The sequence below is a fragment of the Anaerobacillus sp. ABR4_321 genome (assembly GCF_056158505.1).
This window is the reverse complement of the sequence record NZ_JBSWTK010000001.1, coordinates 1,092,190-1,108,294: the sequence shown is the minus strand read 5'-3', so window position 1 is coordinate 1,108,294 and position 16,105 is coordinate 1,092,190. Positions and strand designations below refer to the sequence as shown.

General features: G+C 40.6%; 14 protein-coding genes. 7 read left to right on the top strand and 7 right to left on the bottom strand.

Features of this window, described 5'->3' with window-relative positions; genetic code table 11:
* Positions 1 to 222 precede the first annotated feature (222 nt).
* From ACXADT_RS05905 to ACXADT_RS05885, 5 genes are all read left to right on the top strand, one after another.
* The gene (locus ACXADT_RS05905) at positions 223 to 1,824 is read left to right on the top strand and encodes a sigma 54-interacting transcriptional regulator (RefSeq protein ID WP_474833644.1); all 1,602 of its coding nucleotides are present in this window, start codon (positions 223 to 225) and stop codon (positions 1,822 to 1,824) included.
* A 171-nt stretch (positions 1,825 to 1,995) separates the two neighbouring features.
* A complete protein-coding gene (locus ACXADT_RS05900; RefSeq protein WP_474833643.1) occupies positions 1,996 to 3,144 on the top strand; it encodes an iron-containing alcohol dehydrogenase in 1,149 nt (382 codons plus the stop codon).
* A gap of 27 nt (positions 3,145 to 3,171) precedes the next feature.
* Complete coding sequence (locus ACXADT_RS05895; RefSeq protein WP_474833641.1) at positions 3,172 to 4,560, top strand: hypothetical protein; 1,389 nt, start codon at positions 3,172 to 3,174, stop codon at positions 4,558 to 4,560.
* A 14-nt stretch (positions 4,561 to 4,574) separates the two neighbouring features.
* Entirely contained in the window at positions 4,575 to 5,993 is a 1,419-nt protein-coding gene (locus ACXADT_RS05890; protein ID WP_474833640.1) for an NAD-dependent succinate-semialdehyde dehydrogenase, read from the top strand.
* Between the two features lie 194 nt (positions 5,994 to 6,187).
* Positions 6,188 to 7,504 (top strand): HRDC domain-containing protein, encoded by a 1,317-nt coding sequence (locus ACXADT_RS05885; protein ID WP_474833638.1) that lies wholly within the window; start codon positions 6,188 to 6,190, stop codon positions 7,502 to 7,504.
* Positions 7,505 to 7,572: 68 nt separating this feature from the next.
* Here ACXADT_RS05885 and ACXADT_RS05880 read toward each other — a convergent pair whose 3' ends face one another.
* The 4 genes from ACXADT_RS05880 to ACXADT_RS05865 all read right to left on the bottom strand — a co-directional run bounded on the left by ACXADT_RS05880 (position 7,573) and on the right by ACXADT_RS05865 (position 12,232).
* Positions 7,573 to 8,922 carry an FAD-binding oxidoreductase gene (locus ACXADT_RS05880; protein ID WP_474833637.1) on the bottom strand — a complete coding sequence of 450 codons (1,350 nt, stop codon included), beginning with the start codon at positions 8,920 to 8,922 and terminating at the stop codon, positions 7,573 to 7,575.
* Between the two features lie 236 nt (positions 8,923 to 9,158).
* Complete coding sequence (locus ACXADT_RS05875) at positions 9,159 to 10,427, bottom strand: LysM peptidoglycan-binding domain-containing protein (RefSeq protein WP_474833635.1); 1,269 nt, start codon at positions 10,425 to 10,427, stop codon at positions 9,159 to 9,161.
* Between the two features lie 418 nt (positions 10,428 to 10,845).
* The gene (locus ACXADT_RS05870; protein WP_474833634.1) at positions 10,846 to 11,172 is read right to left on the bottom strand and encodes a hypothetical protein; all 327 of its coding nucleotides are present in this window, start codon (positions 11,170 to 11,172) and stop codon (positions 10,846 to 10,848) included.
* A gap of 43 nt (positions 11,173 to 11,215) precedes the next feature.
* Entirely contained in the window at positions 11,216 to 12,232 is a 1,017-nt protein-coding gene (locus ACXADT_RS05865) for a DUF2599 domain-containing protein (protein ID WP_474833632.1), read from the bottom strand.
* 387 nt (positions 12,233 to 12,619) lie between these two features.
* Here ACXADT_RS05865 and ACXADT_RS05860 point away from each other — a divergent pair, with 387 nt between their 5' ends.
* Positions 12,620 to 13,045 carry a hypothetical protein gene (locus tag ACXADT_RS05860; RefSeq protein WP_474833631.1) on the top strand — a complete coding sequence of 142 codons (426 nt, stop codon included), beginning with the start codon at positions 12,620 to 12,622 and terminating at the stop codon, positions 13,043 to 13,045.
* 64 nt (positions 13,046 to 13,109) lie between these two features.
* On the opposite strand, the gene ACXADT_RS05855 is transcribed toward ACXADT_RS05860, so the two are convergent.
* Positions 13,110 to 13,397, bottom strand: coding sequence for a hypothetical protein (locus ACXADT_RS05855; RefSeq protein ID WP_474833630.1), 288 nt, complete (start codon positions 13,395 to 13,397; stop codon positions 13,110 to 13,112).
* 157 nt (positions 13,398 to 13,554) lie between these two features.
* Here ACXADT_RS05855 and ACXADT_RS05850 point away from each other — a divergent pair, with 157 nt between their 5' ends.
* Positions 13,555 to 14,754 carry a DUF819 family protein gene (locus tag ACXADT_RS05850; protein WP_270180270.1) on the top strand — a complete coding sequence of 400 codons (1,200 nt, stop codon included), beginning with the start codon at positions 13,555 to 13,557 and terminating at the stop codon, positions 14,752 to 14,754.
* Between the two features lie 125 nt (positions 14,755 to 14,879).
* Here ACXADT_RS05850 and ACXADT_RS05845 read toward each other — a convergent pair whose 3' ends face one another.
* Together ACXADT_RS05845 and ACXADT_RS05840 are read right to left on the bottom strand one after the other, a co-directional pair.
* Positions 14,880 to 15,350, bottom strand: a complete 471-nt coding sequence (locus tag ACXADT_RS05845) for a hypothetical protein (protein ID WP_474833629.1) — start codon at positions 15,348 to 15,350, stop codon at positions 14,880 to 14,882.
* Between the two features lie 317 nt (positions 15,351 to 15,667).
* Positions 15,668 to 16,099: an SMI1/KNR4 family protein gene (locus ACXADT_RS05840; protein ID WP_474833627.1), complete on the bottom strand. Its 432-nt coding sequence runs from the start codon at positions 16,097 to 16,099 to the stop codon at positions 15,668 to 15,670.
* Positions 16,100 to 16,105 lie beyond the last annotated feature (6 nt).

Here is a 16,105-nt window from a genome sequence, read left to right as displayed (position 1 = left end):
TATGTTTCATTAGTTTAACCGAACTAGGGACAAAGACGTGTTTCTGTTTAGAGACTATTACCTATATATAGTGGTGTTATTTCTTACAAATTCTTCATTATCCTTCATAAATATAACTTCAGGAATTTTTGGTGCAATACGTGAATATTGCCTCCTTTAAGACTAATCACCTCATACTCATGATAAACTATCATCAACCACACTCTCCCGGAGGTCACAGCCATGCAAATCCACGCAACAGATAAAATAGAAAAAGCAATCGAGCTATTTTCGAACGAAGACGTTCATGCGTTGGAAGTAGTCGATGAAAACGGCGCATCGCTTGGGCATATAGAAGTTGAGGAGCTGGTGCGCGCCCTGCAAGAAGACGATGTTAGTACGTCGATCGGACAGATTTTACGAACGATTGCAGATCGCCACCTCCCTATGCACGAACACACCATCAGTCAAAATGAGTACAGTGCGCTCCTTGAAGATCCAGTGTTCACGGACATCATCAACTCCCTATACGATGGGGTTTTCATCACAAACGGTGATGGCATTCCTGTGAAAGTAAACAAATCGTACGAACGAATTACAGGTCTAAAGGAAGAACAAGTCCTCGGCTACCATATGGAAGACCTCGTGAAAGCAGGATACATTTCAAAATCAGCTTCACTACAGGTTCTCAAAAATAAGAAGCCGATCACGCTCATGCAAACGCTCTCGAACGGTAGAAAGATCATCGTCTCCGGCACACCGATCTTCACACCTGATGACGAGATCTTATATATCGTCAATAGCGTAAGAGATATCACGGAGCTATTAAAATTAAAGCTCCAGATCGATGAACTTCAGGATTTGAAAAACCTTAGACAAAACACGAAACAAACGCTGAAACAGCCTGAGCAGTCTTCTCTCTTCTTCGGTGAAACGATGAACGAGCTGTTTTCCCTCATCAATCGTGCAGCGAAAACGGATACGAAAATCCTTCTACAAGGAGAGACCGGCGTCGGAAAAACGATGATTGCGAAATACATCCATGAACATTCTAAGCGCTCGAGCGGAAGCTTTTTAGAATTAAACTGTGGCGCATTTCCCTCGAACCTTATTGAAGCTGAATTGTTCGGTTACGAGGGTGGAGCGTTTACTGGTGCGCTATCGAAAGGAAAAAAGGGTCTGTTAGAAGTCGCTGACAACGGCACATTGTTTTTAGACGAAATCGGCGATCTTCCTCTCGAAGTTCAAATAAAACTTTTGAAAGTCATCGAGGACCAAGCATTCATTCCGATCGGTTCTTCTAAACTAAAACAGGTGAACGTACGCACCATCGCGGCTTCTCATAAGAACTTAAAGAAGTTAGTCGCTATGGGACAGTTTCGCGAAGACCTCTACTATCGCTTGAGCGTCGTACCACTAGAGATCCCTCCCCTACGTGCTCGTCGTGAAGAAATCATTCCGCTCGCTCAGCATTTCATGGACCTGTTTAATACTGAACACGACACAGAGCGATCATTTAGCATCGAAGCACTGGACGCGCTCCATGAATACGAGTGGCCAGGAAACATCCGTGAACTCAAGAACGTCATCGAGCGGTTAGTCATCTTGAGCCCTCAACCTAAGATTCAGCTGGCAGACTTACCTGGTGAGCTACTACACTTTAAGACCGACCCCTTAAAAACCGAACAAGATGAGATCATTCCACTAAAACAAGCACTCGAATGTGTTGAACGTGATTTGATTACGAGGGCGATGAAGAAATACAAAACGACGAGGAAAGCAGCGGAAGTACTCGAGGTGAGTCAATCGACCATCGTTCAAAAGATGAAGAAATGGGAGCGTTGATTAGGTTTTAAATCAATGCTCCTTTTTTGATCAGCATTTAACTCATATCACATATAGTTTTTAACAATATTGCGAACAGAAACGCTGTAAAACGCTTTCTTATAAGGATGAAGGAAAGTTGGCATGGGAATTGCAACAGTTATAGGCAAATGCTCGAAAGGAGAATGTCGTTTGGCTATTTCAACGTTCAAAATCGCTAACAAACTAATTACAGGAAAAGGGGCAACGGAAAAACTTACGGAAGAAATTAAGCGCTTACACATACATAACCCGCTTATCGTTACAGATGAGATCCTCCAAAAGATTGGAATGGTGGATCAAATCACTCCCCTCCTAGAAAACGTACGGTATGAAGTTTTTACAGGAGTAAAACCAGATCCTGAACTCACGATCGTAGAAGAATGCACCAAACGATTTACAGAAGGAAACCACGATGCCCTGATCGCGATCGGCGGCGGGAGCGCGATCGATATCGCAAAAAGTGTTTCTGCTTATTCCGGCTACGAAGGACCATTGTCCGATTTAATTGGGACTGATCTCGTTCCTGAGAAAGGGTCTCCGATTATCGCACTACCTACAACCGCTGGGACAGGCTCAGAAGTAACGAACATCTCCATCCTTTCAGATTCGGAGGCACAGCTGAAGAAAGGGATCGTAAGCGATCATCTACTCCCTGATGTCGCGATCGTAGCACCCGAGATGACGGTAAGCATGCCAAAGTCCGTGACTGCCGCAAGCGGCATCGATGCCCTCGTTCATGCGATCGAAGCCTATCTATCGGTCCACGCATCGCCGATCACAGATGCTCTCGCGATACAAGCCATGAAGATGATTTCGACCAACCTGCCAAAGGCTTATGCAAAAGCAGATAACGTGGAAGCACGGGAACAGATGGCAACGGCGAGCTTGATGGCCGGAATGGCATTTGGAAATGCAGGAGTCGGAGCCGTTCATGCGCTCGCATATCCGCTAGGCGGCCGCTATCACATTGCTCATGGTGTGAGTAACGCTCTACTTTTACCGTACGTGATGGAATGGAACAAGCTAGCGTGCGTCGAGCGATTCAGAGACATCGCGACCGCTTTAGGTGAAAAAGTTGAACATCTATCTGATTCGGATGCTGCCACGAAAGCAGTCGATGCGATGAAACGCCTCTGCTCTTCCGTCAATATCCCGACAGGACTCCGTTCATTCGATATTCCAGAAGAAGCGATTACGGCGATGGCAGAAGACGCAAGCAAAGTGGAGCGTTTGCTCAAAAATAACCCTCGCCAGCTTAGCAAAGATGACATTGAAGAAATCTATCGCTCTGCTTATTGATGCAATACCAAATAAGGGGGAATTAACATGTGGAAAAATCGTAAAGACGGTGAAGAATCACCATACATCCCGATGGGGCCTTTTAAATTAAGGCTTCCTTTCATTCACTACAAATTCGAGTGGCCGGATTATGTACAAGGGCTACTCATGTGTGCGGTCGACTTAGCTGCGATTCCTTTGATGATCGAGCTATTAGGAATGCCGTTCGAAGTTGCATTAGCAGTTGTTCTCTTGAACGGACTTCTGTATTTAACGCACCACCTTCTAGGTGATCCTGTTGTGCCAGGATGGATCACTCCTGCCATCCCGCTGATCATGGCGTACGTTTCAACGTTCCCTGAAGGAGCTGAACGTGTTCACGCACTCGTCGCCTTTCAGCTGACGCTAGGTTTGTTCTCGATTCTTCTTGGGTCTACAGGCCTTGCTAGAAAAGTTGTTACCTTCGTTCCGCCCGCGATTAAATCAGGCATCATACTAGGTGCTGGATTTGCAGCCGTCATCTCAGTATTCGAAGTAGGCGGTCGGTTTGAATCGTTTCCTTGGACGATTTCAATTGCCGTAGGAATCGCTTTTTATATCATTTTTTCAAAACACTTTAACAGACTTAAAACTCAGAGTTCTCTATGGGGCTTGATCGGAAAGCTCGGTATCTTTCCAATTATCATTTTAGCCGTTATTATCGGTCCACTTTTCGGCGAAGCACCATGGCCAACCATCGAATGGGGACTGATCAATCCGGACTTCGGAACACTTTGGAGTGAATACACGATCTTTGGGTTAGGATTCCCGCCACTTATGCTGTTTGTGACTGCAATCCCAACCGTACTTGCAGCGTATATCGTTCTCTTCGGTGATGTCCTGCAAAGTAAAGCGCTCGTTGAGGAAGCAGAAGATTATCGACGAGATGAAAAAATCGATTACAATCCGAACCGCGCTCATTTGATCTTCGGTGGCCGTAACTCGATTATGAGTATTCTTGGACCGGATGTTACGATGGCAGGTCCACTATGGGCGGCGATGCAGGTTGTCGTCATCGAACGGTTTAAAGAAGGAAAGAAAGCGATGAACTCGATTTTTGGAGGATCCGGTTCTTTCCGCTGGGGGACGAACACAGGTCTACTCCTCCTTCCAATCGTAAGTCTCGTACAGCCAATTCTCGGCATCGCATTGGCATTAACCCTATTGATTCAAGGTTATGTAAGTGTAAAAGTTGGAATCCTCGAATCACGCAGTAACCGTGATCTAGGAATTGCAGGAATTATTGGAGCTGTTCTCGCTACGAAAGGCGCAACATGGGCGTTCGCAGTTGGTATCCTCCTTACGTTCTTGATCTATGGAAAGAACTTCTTTAAAGGAGAGAACGATGAAATCTTTACGAAAGACCTTGAAAACGATAGCGAAAAGAAAATCTCGTAAGCAGGAGGATTATCATGAAACATTACTATATGAGAATCAATGACGAAGAAATAGGTGCAGATTTACCAACGATCGACATTACCGACCCTGCTACTTCAGACATTATTGGAACGATACCGAACGGAGGGAAAACGGAAGCTTCGATGGCGGTCGATGCCGCATCTGAAGCCTTTCGCCCCTGGTCTCAGCTATCCGCTTTTGAAAGAAGCGCTTATCTCACAAAGTGGCATCAGCTAATCAACGATCATAAAGAAGACCTCGCACGTTCGATGACGTTAGAACAAGGAAAGCCTTTAAAAGAAGCACGTGGGGAAATCGATTACGCGAACGGCTTCATCTCCTGGTATGCAGAAGAAGGTAAACGAGTGTACGGGGAACAGCTTCCTGCCATGCAACAAAACAAACGCCTTTTCGTAAACAAGCAGCCGGTTGGAGTCGTGGCAGTCATTACGCCGTGGAACTTCCCAGCCGCAATGATTACACGTAAAATCGCACCAGCTCTCGCGACAGGTTGTACAGTCGTCATCAAGCCAGCTGAACAAACGCCGATCACCGCACTGAAACTAGCAGCACTAGCTGAAGAAGCAGGTATTCCAAAAGGTGTGATCAACGTTGTGACAGGTGATGCAAAATCGATTGGAGAAGCCTGGTTATCTGATGAACGAGTGAGAAAATTAACGTTCACCGGTTCAACGGAAGTCGGTAAGCTACTCATGAAAGGATCTGCTGAAACGGTGAAGAAGGTTTCCCTTGAATTAGGGGGCCACGCTCCAGCGATCGTCATGGAAGACTGTGACCTCGACAAAGCAGTTGAAGGCGTCATCGCTTCGAAATTCCGAAACGCAGGTCAAACGTGTGTCTGCACGAACAGAGTGTATGTCCAAGAATCCATCGCGGGGCTTTTTACTGAACTGCTTGAAGAAAAAGTAAAAGAGCTCAAAACAGGGAATGGTTTTGAAGAAGACGTTGCCATCGGCCCATTGATCGATGAGCATGCAGTTGAAAAAGTGCAGAGCCATATCGATGACGCTCTTTCCAAAGGAGCCTCCCTTGTGACAGGCGGCGGAATGAAAGAAGGGTTGTTCTATGAACCAACGGTAATAAGAGACGCAACCGATGACATGCTTTGCATGCGAGATGAAACGTTCGGCCCTCTCGCACCCATCGCTACGTTTAAAACAGAAGAAGAAGTGATCGAACGTGCAAACAACTCCATCTATGGCCTTGCCGCTTACTTATTTACAGAGAACTTATCGAGAGGCATTCGAATCAGTGAACAGCTAGAGTACGGAATCGTCGGATTAAATGACGGTGCTCCTTCCACCCCACAAGCTCCGTTTGGAGGATTTAAGCAAAGCGGACTCGGGCGCGAAGGCGGGCATCATGGAATTGAGGAGTATTTGGAGGTTAAGTATATTTCGGTTGGGTTGTAACGAGAGCCTTCTAATTAACGATAGAACATAACAAAACAAGCCCTTAATCAAACGTTTGATTAAGGGCTTGTTTTTTGTTTCTCTTATAAACTTTGTTTAGTTCTCTCTTTCACGCGTATTATTTTGCTATAATAATCTAGTAATTACAAATTATTACATATTTAAAACTCAATAGAACGTTGGAGGTAAGAGAAATGTCTTTTATTAAAAATGTATTCAATATCTTAACAGATCATAGGGAATTGAAAGAACCTATCATCTATAAAGATATTGAAGAGATCTCTCATCAACAAAAACAATTACTAGATTTAAAAGAAAGCAATAAGCCAAACCTGGACATCAAGAAAATTGACGATCACCTAAAACTCTTTTCAATCGGACACGCCGGAGAAAAAAACGTGATGTTCGAACTTCAAAATTCCATGCTGCCCCTCCTTCTCCTCCATGACATTCACTTAGAGTTTGAAAACTATAAAGCTCAATTTGATTTTATCATCGTTACCCACAAATTCATTTTAATCCTTGAAGTTAAAAAGTTATTTGGAAATATCCGTATTACTGACAAGGGCGAGTTTCAGCGTATTATCACGAAAAGCAATCGAGTTGTTAACAAAGAAGGCATGTACAGCCCTATTAACCAAGTTGAACGACATATGAATATCCTAGAAAAATTTCTTATCTCAAAAGGCGTCATCACGAAGTGCCCAATTCGAGGTGCGGTTACATTTGCTAATCCTAAAACGATTATAGATGTGTCTCCAAATGCTCCATCAACCATACAAGATTCAGTGATTAGACATGATCAGATCATGCCGTTTATTAAAGAGGAATTAGATAAAAAATCACCCGTTAAGATGTTAGATCAGTCTCTTCATAATATTGCTCAAGTCATCCTTCAAAATAACGTAGAGCAAAAATTCGCCTTCGAACAGTACATTGTCCAAAAGCAAAAAGAGACTACGAAAAAGCCCAGCCAAAGTAAACCTCTACCTAAGAAAGTTTCTGTACGTACGAATGAGAATCTTAAATCAGCACTGATCAATTTTCGATCTCAGCGCTCAAAAGAACTCTCTATTAAACCGTACTTCATTTTCACAAACAAAGTACTAGATGAGCTCCTACAAAAGAAACCAATGACAGCTGAGCAACTCCTTAATATTGAAGGGTTTGGTCCAAAGAAAGTTGAAGATTACGGAGAGGGTATACTAGCTATCATAAAACAGAGTAATTCAGCACAAAAAGCGAACAATACCGGTTCTCTATCACAAAATGAGGACTCTAATGTGATAAACAATAAGATTTTAAAAGACTCCCTAACTGCATTCCGTACTATGAAATCTCAAGAATTAAATGTAAAGCCCTATTACATCTTCACAAACAAGTGTTTAGAGGAGCTTCTTATTAAGCAGCCTAAAACGGTAAAAGAGCTTCTCACAGTCGAGGGGTTTGGACCGAAGAAAACGGAAGAGTTTGGTGAGAAATTGATTAAACTTTTTACTCATAGTAAATAAAAAAGAATCCCTCTACTTTACTCAGAGGGATTCTTTTTTTGGAGATACATTTTTAAAAAACGATACCACTATCTGTACTTTGGCGGAATACTCTGCGGAAATTGGAAGACGTTTCGTGGATCATATTTAGCTTTCACTCTTTGGAGTCGATCAAAGTTCGTTCCATAGTAGGCTGGTCCAAAATTTCGAATAAACTGATCTGGTACGTTGACATAGGAACCTTCTACGAATGGTTTTAGTCTTAAACGGGTTTCTTCTACCAAGGCGAGGTTTCTTGCCTGGTCAGACCGATCTGTCCACGACGCGTTCCATTCCATATAGAACTTTGCGTTCCTCCAGTAAAATGCCGTTTCATTAGGAGACGGTTGATTCAGTGCTCCTCCAGCATTAAGGAAGAAAAAGTTTGTGTCTTCACTTTGCGATTCTTCTAAGAACTGACGCATCACTTTAATGGCTTCATCAGGAAGAAGATCTTGTGCCCAGTTTGAGGAGAATTTTTTGTTAGCATCTGCTCGTCCAGGTATTTTTTGAGTTGGGATCAAATAGTCCACTGCGTCTTGGTAGGTAAACATTTTTACAAATACCTTCGTTGGCGTACCTGCATTCTTTAACGGTTTTAAAAGTTTTTCAAGCTCATCCTTATGTCCAAGAAATAGACCTGTGGAACGAAGCGTGCCATTCTTTTTCGAGAAGAGTTCTAAGATCGTACCAAGCCGTGTATCAACATCCGGAGCCCAATTTTGCCATGCTTTAAAGACGGTTTCTAGTTGATCCCAAGGCCAATCAATTTCAAACACCGTGGCTTTTTCAGGAGCTTTGTGCAGCTTGTACACGTATTCGGTGTTCACGCCGAAGTTACCTCCGCCCCCGCCTCGTGAAGCCCAAAGCAGATCTTCATTTCTATGATGATCCGCTTGAATCAAATTACCATCGGCATCGACCATCTTCAATCCGATGAGGTTGTCGCTGATCAAACCAATCGATCGTTGAAGGAGTCCAATTCCTCCTCCCATCGTGATTCCACCGACTCCAACAGTCGGACTGTCTCCAAACGGAAGCATGTACCCCTCTCTTGCTAATGCTTTAACCGTAGGGCCTACGTTACTTCCTGTTTCAACAATCGCAATTCCTTTTTTTCGATTGAATCGAATCCTCTTCATTTCACTAACGTCGATGACAATCCCGTCTTTCACTTCATTAAGACCCTTATCTAATGCGTGACGACCGCTACGGAAACGAATCGGAATGTTATTCTCACATGCCCATGAAAGTGCATTTTGGATATCTCTCGTTTCTTGTGCAAACACGAATACTAACGGAAACGTATCCACGAACGGGTTCCAATTCTTCCGAGCTTTATCATAACCAGGGTCGCCCCTAAAAATCACTCTACCAGTTAATCGATGTCGAGATTTCATTCTTTCAACTCCTAAATCATAAAATAAGTTTATATAGTTTATTTCTAAAGAGTTGTGACTGGAACGGCAAAAGTGATAGGAAAATCGCACATTCGTCAACTAGAAGTAGAAAAAACTGATAGTTTAGAGGTTCATTCTAGTAATCTTGTCTATTGAAATTAGGAAATCAATAGAAGCTTTTTATGCAAAAAGGGAGCAATAAATTCTCCCTCTTTCCTGCTCAACGAAAAAATGATTTATTTTATAACGAGCAAGTTCTTCTCAACATACGCCCAGTTCTGTGGAAACGGAAACCGCAACCGCCAGTAGGTCGCTCCGAGCAAAGAATACACTTCCATCTGCTTATATTTCGCAATCATGCTTTTAATGTCCTCATACCAAACGATGTGGTCTTTGTTCAACAATTGATACCGGTAGTGAGGAGCCTGGGATCTTTCATCATATTGAATAGGAATCCATGAATCGATCGCTCTGTTTTGGAGCGTTTGAACGGGTAACATAGCGGCACCTACCCCTGCCTGAATCGGAACTGTCCAATCATACCCGTATAAACTCAACGCCATCATGATCTTCCGACGTTCAATCAGTCCAGTCGCATACATTAACACCTGTTCGATCCACCATACAGGTGTAATCGGATCAGGAGGTCCGATCGCATATCCATAGTCAATGGTCATAATTGAAACGATATCGACGATTTTTCCTGCTTCTTTGTAATCAAGAAACCCAACTAATCGATTTGTCGGCATGTCGCTGCTCTTTGCATGCGCGTTTAACTGAAGAACTAAATTGCCAAGACCCACTTTCAATTCTCGTAAAAAAGCTGTGAAATCATTCCTTCTCTCAGGAGGAACAAATTCAAAATCGATACTGACTCCTGCATACCCTTTTGCCTTTACGATGCGAACAAGATTTTGGACCAATACTTTTCTTTGATCCGGACTCTGAAGAACATCATTCGCTAAATCAGGACTGAACATGTTCGCTTCATAATTACTAATAACAAGCAGCGGCTTTATGTTCAGCTCTTTCGCTCGTTGTAAAACCTGAGCATCATCGACTCCAATTACAGTTCCATCTCGTGTGAAAGAGTAAGTGAATATCGCTAAATAGGAAATTGATCCTGCAATAGTATTGAGTGTATCTTGATAAGGCGTACCTGCTAACGCATCAAAAAAGACTAATGATTGCATCCGATATTTCTCTCTAGAAGGAATTCGTATACGGACCCCGACCTGTAGAGCATTTGGATTTGTGTTTGGGTTTGCTTCAATGATCGCTTGGGTGGAAGTATTAAACTGCTGAGACAGCTTCCAGTACGTATCGCCTGGCTTAATCTGATAATACTGTTCAGGAAGATTTTGATCAGGAATGTATAAGTTTAGCCCTGGAACGAGTCGATCTGAGACGAGTCCATTTACAGCTCGTATCGTTGGTATCGGTACACGATAAGTCATGGATATACGCCATAAGTTATCCCCAGCTGTTACCGTATGGATTGCCATTTGATCAGTCCTTCTCTTATAAGGTATTATTGAGAGTCTATTTTCAGATACCACTAATATGAGGGAATTTTAAATCTCTATTGATCCAAACTGTAAGAAATTGAATTGGAGGAGTTTCGAACATTTGACTTCACCCGTTTCCTAAACCTCACTCATCCAGATTTTAATTTAAGACTTATACTTGATTCCAAACATATCCATTAGCTTTTAATCGAATGATTGCCCTCTAATCTTAATTGAATAACTCTCTTCTTCACTCCTTCGAATAAATGAACTTCTTAACCATAATAAAAACACCTTCAAAGTTTTTTCTACAACTTTGAAGGTGTTTTATTTAGCCTAAGTTTATTTGAACAATCTAGTTTGATTAAGGGCTTTTAGTGTCTGACATGATAATCTTTTCACCTAATGAATAAAATTATTTTTCTTTCTTTTTTCCAAGCCCTGCTGTCAGAGCAAGAAAGATGTATGGAAATGCTAACAAGATCAACTCTAGAAATCCAATCTTCTGGAATACAAAATTACTAGGTGCTTCTTCATCAATATAATAGCCAGTTCCAATAATATAAAATCCAACAAGCAAATAGGAGAGCAGGGATATAACAAGTGTCACAATTGTTAATGCGTCTAGCTGAAGTCTAATTATAGTAAGAGCGAAGTAGACCAGATAAACAATTCCTAAAAAAACCAAAAATAATGAGATATATCCTGGCTCAAATAACGATTCATTAGAATTAACGAACATATGAAATCATCCTCTTATTATTGTTTGTAATTTTTCAAATGAGTTATTTCGGGTTACATAACGATGTATATGTTGACCAAAGCGATACATCTGGTCGCCAAGGCTCTAAATTCCACGAAGACTTGTATATTGTTGATGGGTTTACAGCGTGACAAATAAATTGATCTTTAACTCTTCCTTCTCTAGAACTTGATACATTTGGAGAGAAAGAAGCATCAGCTCGAACTTCACTCCACATATCATTCATTAACGAAGATTGAGAAAAAGCTGTTAAAAGACCTGGTCCTAAAGCCCAATTAGCAGTAATATATGCTTTCGTACATCCTCTTGTAACAACTGATAATGTCCCTTTTCCTCCAGCATAACTGCTATCCCATTTTGTAGCAGTATTATCGATAGTGTCAGAACAAAACAAAGGATCCGCAGTTAGTGGATAGTTACTACCTGTGTAATCAACCTTTTGATATAAAGAACTACCCCTTTGTTCAAAGGTACTTTCAACGAAATCGCCATTACTATCCACTGCCCAGGCCTTACCGATATTAAAAATCGTTTCACCTTTATTATTTTCAACGAAATATAGTCCATCTTTCTCTACTAATTTACTACCTTTGTTTAATTTAATATCTATTTTGAAAGTTTTAGGAGAAGACTCAGATTCAATAGTAAATAGCTGTCTGAATCCACCATCTAGAAGCTGATTATCAACTGTGTAACCAGCTTTTTCATTTTCGTAGACAATAGTACCGTCACGATTTTCAACATACTCCAAATTAGGATCGTCCAACGAAATTGATACTGTGTTATCTTTGGAATCTGTAAATGTAATCTCATTTTTTTCAAGGTCAACACTTGAAGTGAAATCTTCTGTTTCAACGATTGATTCATTGTTCTTTATTTGTGAATCCATTACTTCTACATCATTAATTAAATCATAAGATAACTGATCCATATTTGTTATTTTAACATCACTTTCTGCATAACCTTTCTCACCAAACCCAACTAAGCTTAAAGATACCATGCTAACTACCCCTAATACTTTCAAACCTTTAAAACTCATTTTCATCCCCCTAATATGCAATTTTTAACAACTCCTACATATTACCATTTGGTTATTTTGTTTGAATAGGTAGAATATTACTGTTTTACCTTCATCACAATACAGGGATTATGAACTATTTTACAATAGTAATTCATGACTTAAGTATCTTACTAGAGAATTTAATTTACGGGTAAAAAGTCACGGTTATATATAAAACACAAACCAATAGACATTAGTCCATGTTTATCAAGAGTGGATTATACAGATAAGAATGTTTATTGAAAGCGGTCTAATTACTGTCATACTCACCTATACCGGACCGTTTCATTTTAAAAATGGTGGGAATATAACAATAGATGGTTTAAAATAAGGCAAAGCTTCACAAAAAGGTAGTGATAAAGAAGAATGTTATATATATGGGATATAGAAAAGATTATTAAACATACATTAGAAAAACACCAATTAGACATTAATTACTTATTCAATAACGATCTGAAATCTCCAATGAGTTATAACGTATCAACAAATACGATCAAGTTTAACTACTTAGAAATAAACGGCTATATAGCAAAAGTGAAAGTTGGCTTAAAAGAAAATGAAGAAAACATCGCACTCATTCTTCTCTACCATGAGATCGGGTATTATTTAGACTTTAAGAAGCACCGACACGATTTAAGAATCCTAATGTATGAGGAAGAAGACGTGCAACAAAAGCTCATTGCTGAAATTGAAGAAAACGCCTGGGAGTTTGGACGGAAGTTAGTTCCAGAGCGTTTGAAGAAGTCTTACGATAAGGTGCGTGAGCTAGATCAACAGTTTCAAAATAGTTAATCCAATATAATAAAGCAGTGGTTAATCAAACGTTTGATTAACCACTGCTTTATTCTTTAAAATCTCAGTGAAACACCTCTGAAAATGCTTCTTCTGTTCTCCCTAATTCTATTAATAACGGATGATTGTAATCTGTTGAGACCTCAAGAAAAGCCTTAGAACACCCTACTATAGTGAAGTCTTCTTTCTTAATCTCACTCTTCGTGGAATTTTCCAATATATGCAGCGCTTTTATAAACCTCTTCTGAATTAATTCCATCATACTTGATGGGTTATCTGTGGACTCAGATTCAATAAAAGGAATGGTACGCATGACTTGTAGCTCTAGCTTTTTTAGCTTGATAGGATTCATTACTGCCTCCTTCATATTCATACGGGATCTTTTTACCATAATTTTAGTGAACATGGTGCTGTCCTAGTGTCTCTTTCCTGTGCTATACTCTTTAAATCTGGTTTTTTAACTTATTGTTGATAATTCGAAGATTTGAGCAGAGAAGGAGAGACACATCATGATATTATCACAAGCCCTCATTCAACAACCCATGGCAATTTTTGCTTATTTAATCGCAATTGTCGGAATTGTATTTATGCTTTCGACAGTTCAATATGGACCGATTAAAAAGTTCTTCGGCTATTTACCGCCGTTGATCTGGATGTATTTCTTGCCGATGCTCTCAACGACGTTCGGTATCATCCCTCAAAGTTCTGATCTGTACAGCTTCTTGAGCACTTATATGCTTCCAGCAGGTCTATTGCTGTTAATGATCAGTACGAACGTACCTGCCACGTTTAAACTTGGCGGAAAAGCCATCCTAGTTTTCTTAGCTGGTACACTTGGTGTCGTTGTAGGTGGACCAATCGCCTTTTTCCTTTTCCAAGGTATCCTTCCAGATGAAGCATGGCGTGGTGTCGGTGCCCTTGCCGGAAGCTGGATCGGTGGGTCAGGAAACATGGGTGCGATGATCGAAGCGTTTAAGACTCCTGATGATATTCTTAGTCCGATCATCTTAACAGACACGCTAGTTGGAATTGGCTGGATGGGTGTTATGATCTCACTTGCTAATTTCCAAGAACGATTTAACAAATGGAACAAGGCAGACAACTCAACGATCAAACGAGTAAATGCAGAGATTGCAACAGATGTAGAAAGAAACGCAAAACCTCTACAGCTGCCACAGCTTTTCGGTATTCTTGCAATTGGTTTTGCTGGATCTTACTTAATCCGTCTGTTTGCTGACCTGTCTTTCATTCCAAAATCAGACGTGATGAGCACGTCCACATGGACTTTTCTTATCATTACAGCCGTTGGTATTCTTCTATCATTTACAAAAGTTCGCAAACTTGAATACTACGGTGCTAGTAAATTCGGTTATATGGGAATCTACTTATTCCTAACAGCCATCGGTGCTCAGGCAAACTTGATGGACATCGTTCAAGCTCCTCAGTTTATCCTGATGGGAATGGTATGGCTCGCAATTCACGTACTGTTTATCTTTATCGCTGCCCGCTTACTGCGCGCACCATTGTTCTTTGTAGCCGTTGGTTCACAAGGAAATATCGGTGGAACAAGTTCCGCTCCAATCGTTGCTTCTGTCTTCCAACCAGCGCTTGCACCTGTTGGACTATTGATGGGGATACTCGGTAACGTCGTCGGAACGTATGCCGCTCTTATATGTGGTCAGTTGGCGCGGATGATTGCAGGGGGCTGATGGGAATCAGCAAATAGGTCATAGATTAAAACCAGGTATGCTAACGCTATCGTTTAGCGACCTGGTTTTTTAGTTGACTATTTCTAGAAACGAATTACAGAATCGCCACAGTAAGCCTTTAGATATTAAGCAAGATCTAATCGCTTAAGTAATAAAAACCATTCGTCCAAATGTGAGTTAGGTATTAGTACTTCATACTTCTCTCCAAAGGTATGGTTATGAATAAATTCTATAAAACCATTGGCGACTTTCAATAACTTTTGCTCATCTTTATAGAGATACACTGCTTCAGTTTCTTTATTTATAACTAACGGTTCATATAAGACCTGCCCTACTTCAATCCACTTCGCATGACCTCCTGAGATATCTGAGACACGATATTGATGTGAAGACAACTCTTCATATGACCAGATATCTATTCCTCCACACCTTGCACCATTTGATATCTCAAGAAAATACCAATAGCCTAAAGGTATTGTGGAATTTTCTTGAGTTTTTTCTATGCCTTTATTCAGCTCACCAAAGATGATACTGTTTGGATCTTTAAACAATTCGTTTTTAACTTTTTCAATGTTTACTTTTAATAGTTCCTCCATATAACTCGTTCCACCTCTGCAACGCTCTCTGGACCTATCAACCTATTAATAGCAGCATCCTCGCTAATAGAAAGCCATGTCCTATTTCATTTTAAAAAGTTTAATTCGTCTGGAGCCCTAATTCTCTACAAGCAATGATGCTCCTAAATCGCCTTCTACTCCTAATACATTAACTCCAACAGGTACCACTTGATCTGTATTTTCTAACCAATTCTTTGTACTGGTTTGGGAGTTTCACTTTTAACTCCTCTTCTTCTTTTACCAGTCCATAAAAATCTTTTAGATTTCTATCATCTTACCTATCATATAAGAAACGCTCAAACCATTATTAATGTATGTATTCCTTTATCTCTAATTAATAATTCTTCAAGAGATGGTGCAACAAACTCCGCTTCTTCTAAATCCAAACCACCAAAACCAATCAAATATAATCCATATCCTTTCTTTCCTTTAAGATAGATTAATGCTCTACCGCCTTCATCATCTCCTACAGCAAGCGAGTTAGGGATATATTGTTGAATATTATATGCTTCATTCATTTCAATAGCCCCTAAAGCCCCCCAAATTCTAATAGTCATGCTGTTGTCTACAATGAATTCGATTTCTGTAGCTTTACTTATTAACTCCATATAATCATCCGGCACATCTATTGGAGAGGTTTTTTTAAGGTTGTTTATATCTTCTTCTTCAGAAGGATTTTTTAAGGAAGCTATTCGGTAACTATCGCTAATATTTCTTAATATACTCATACCTAA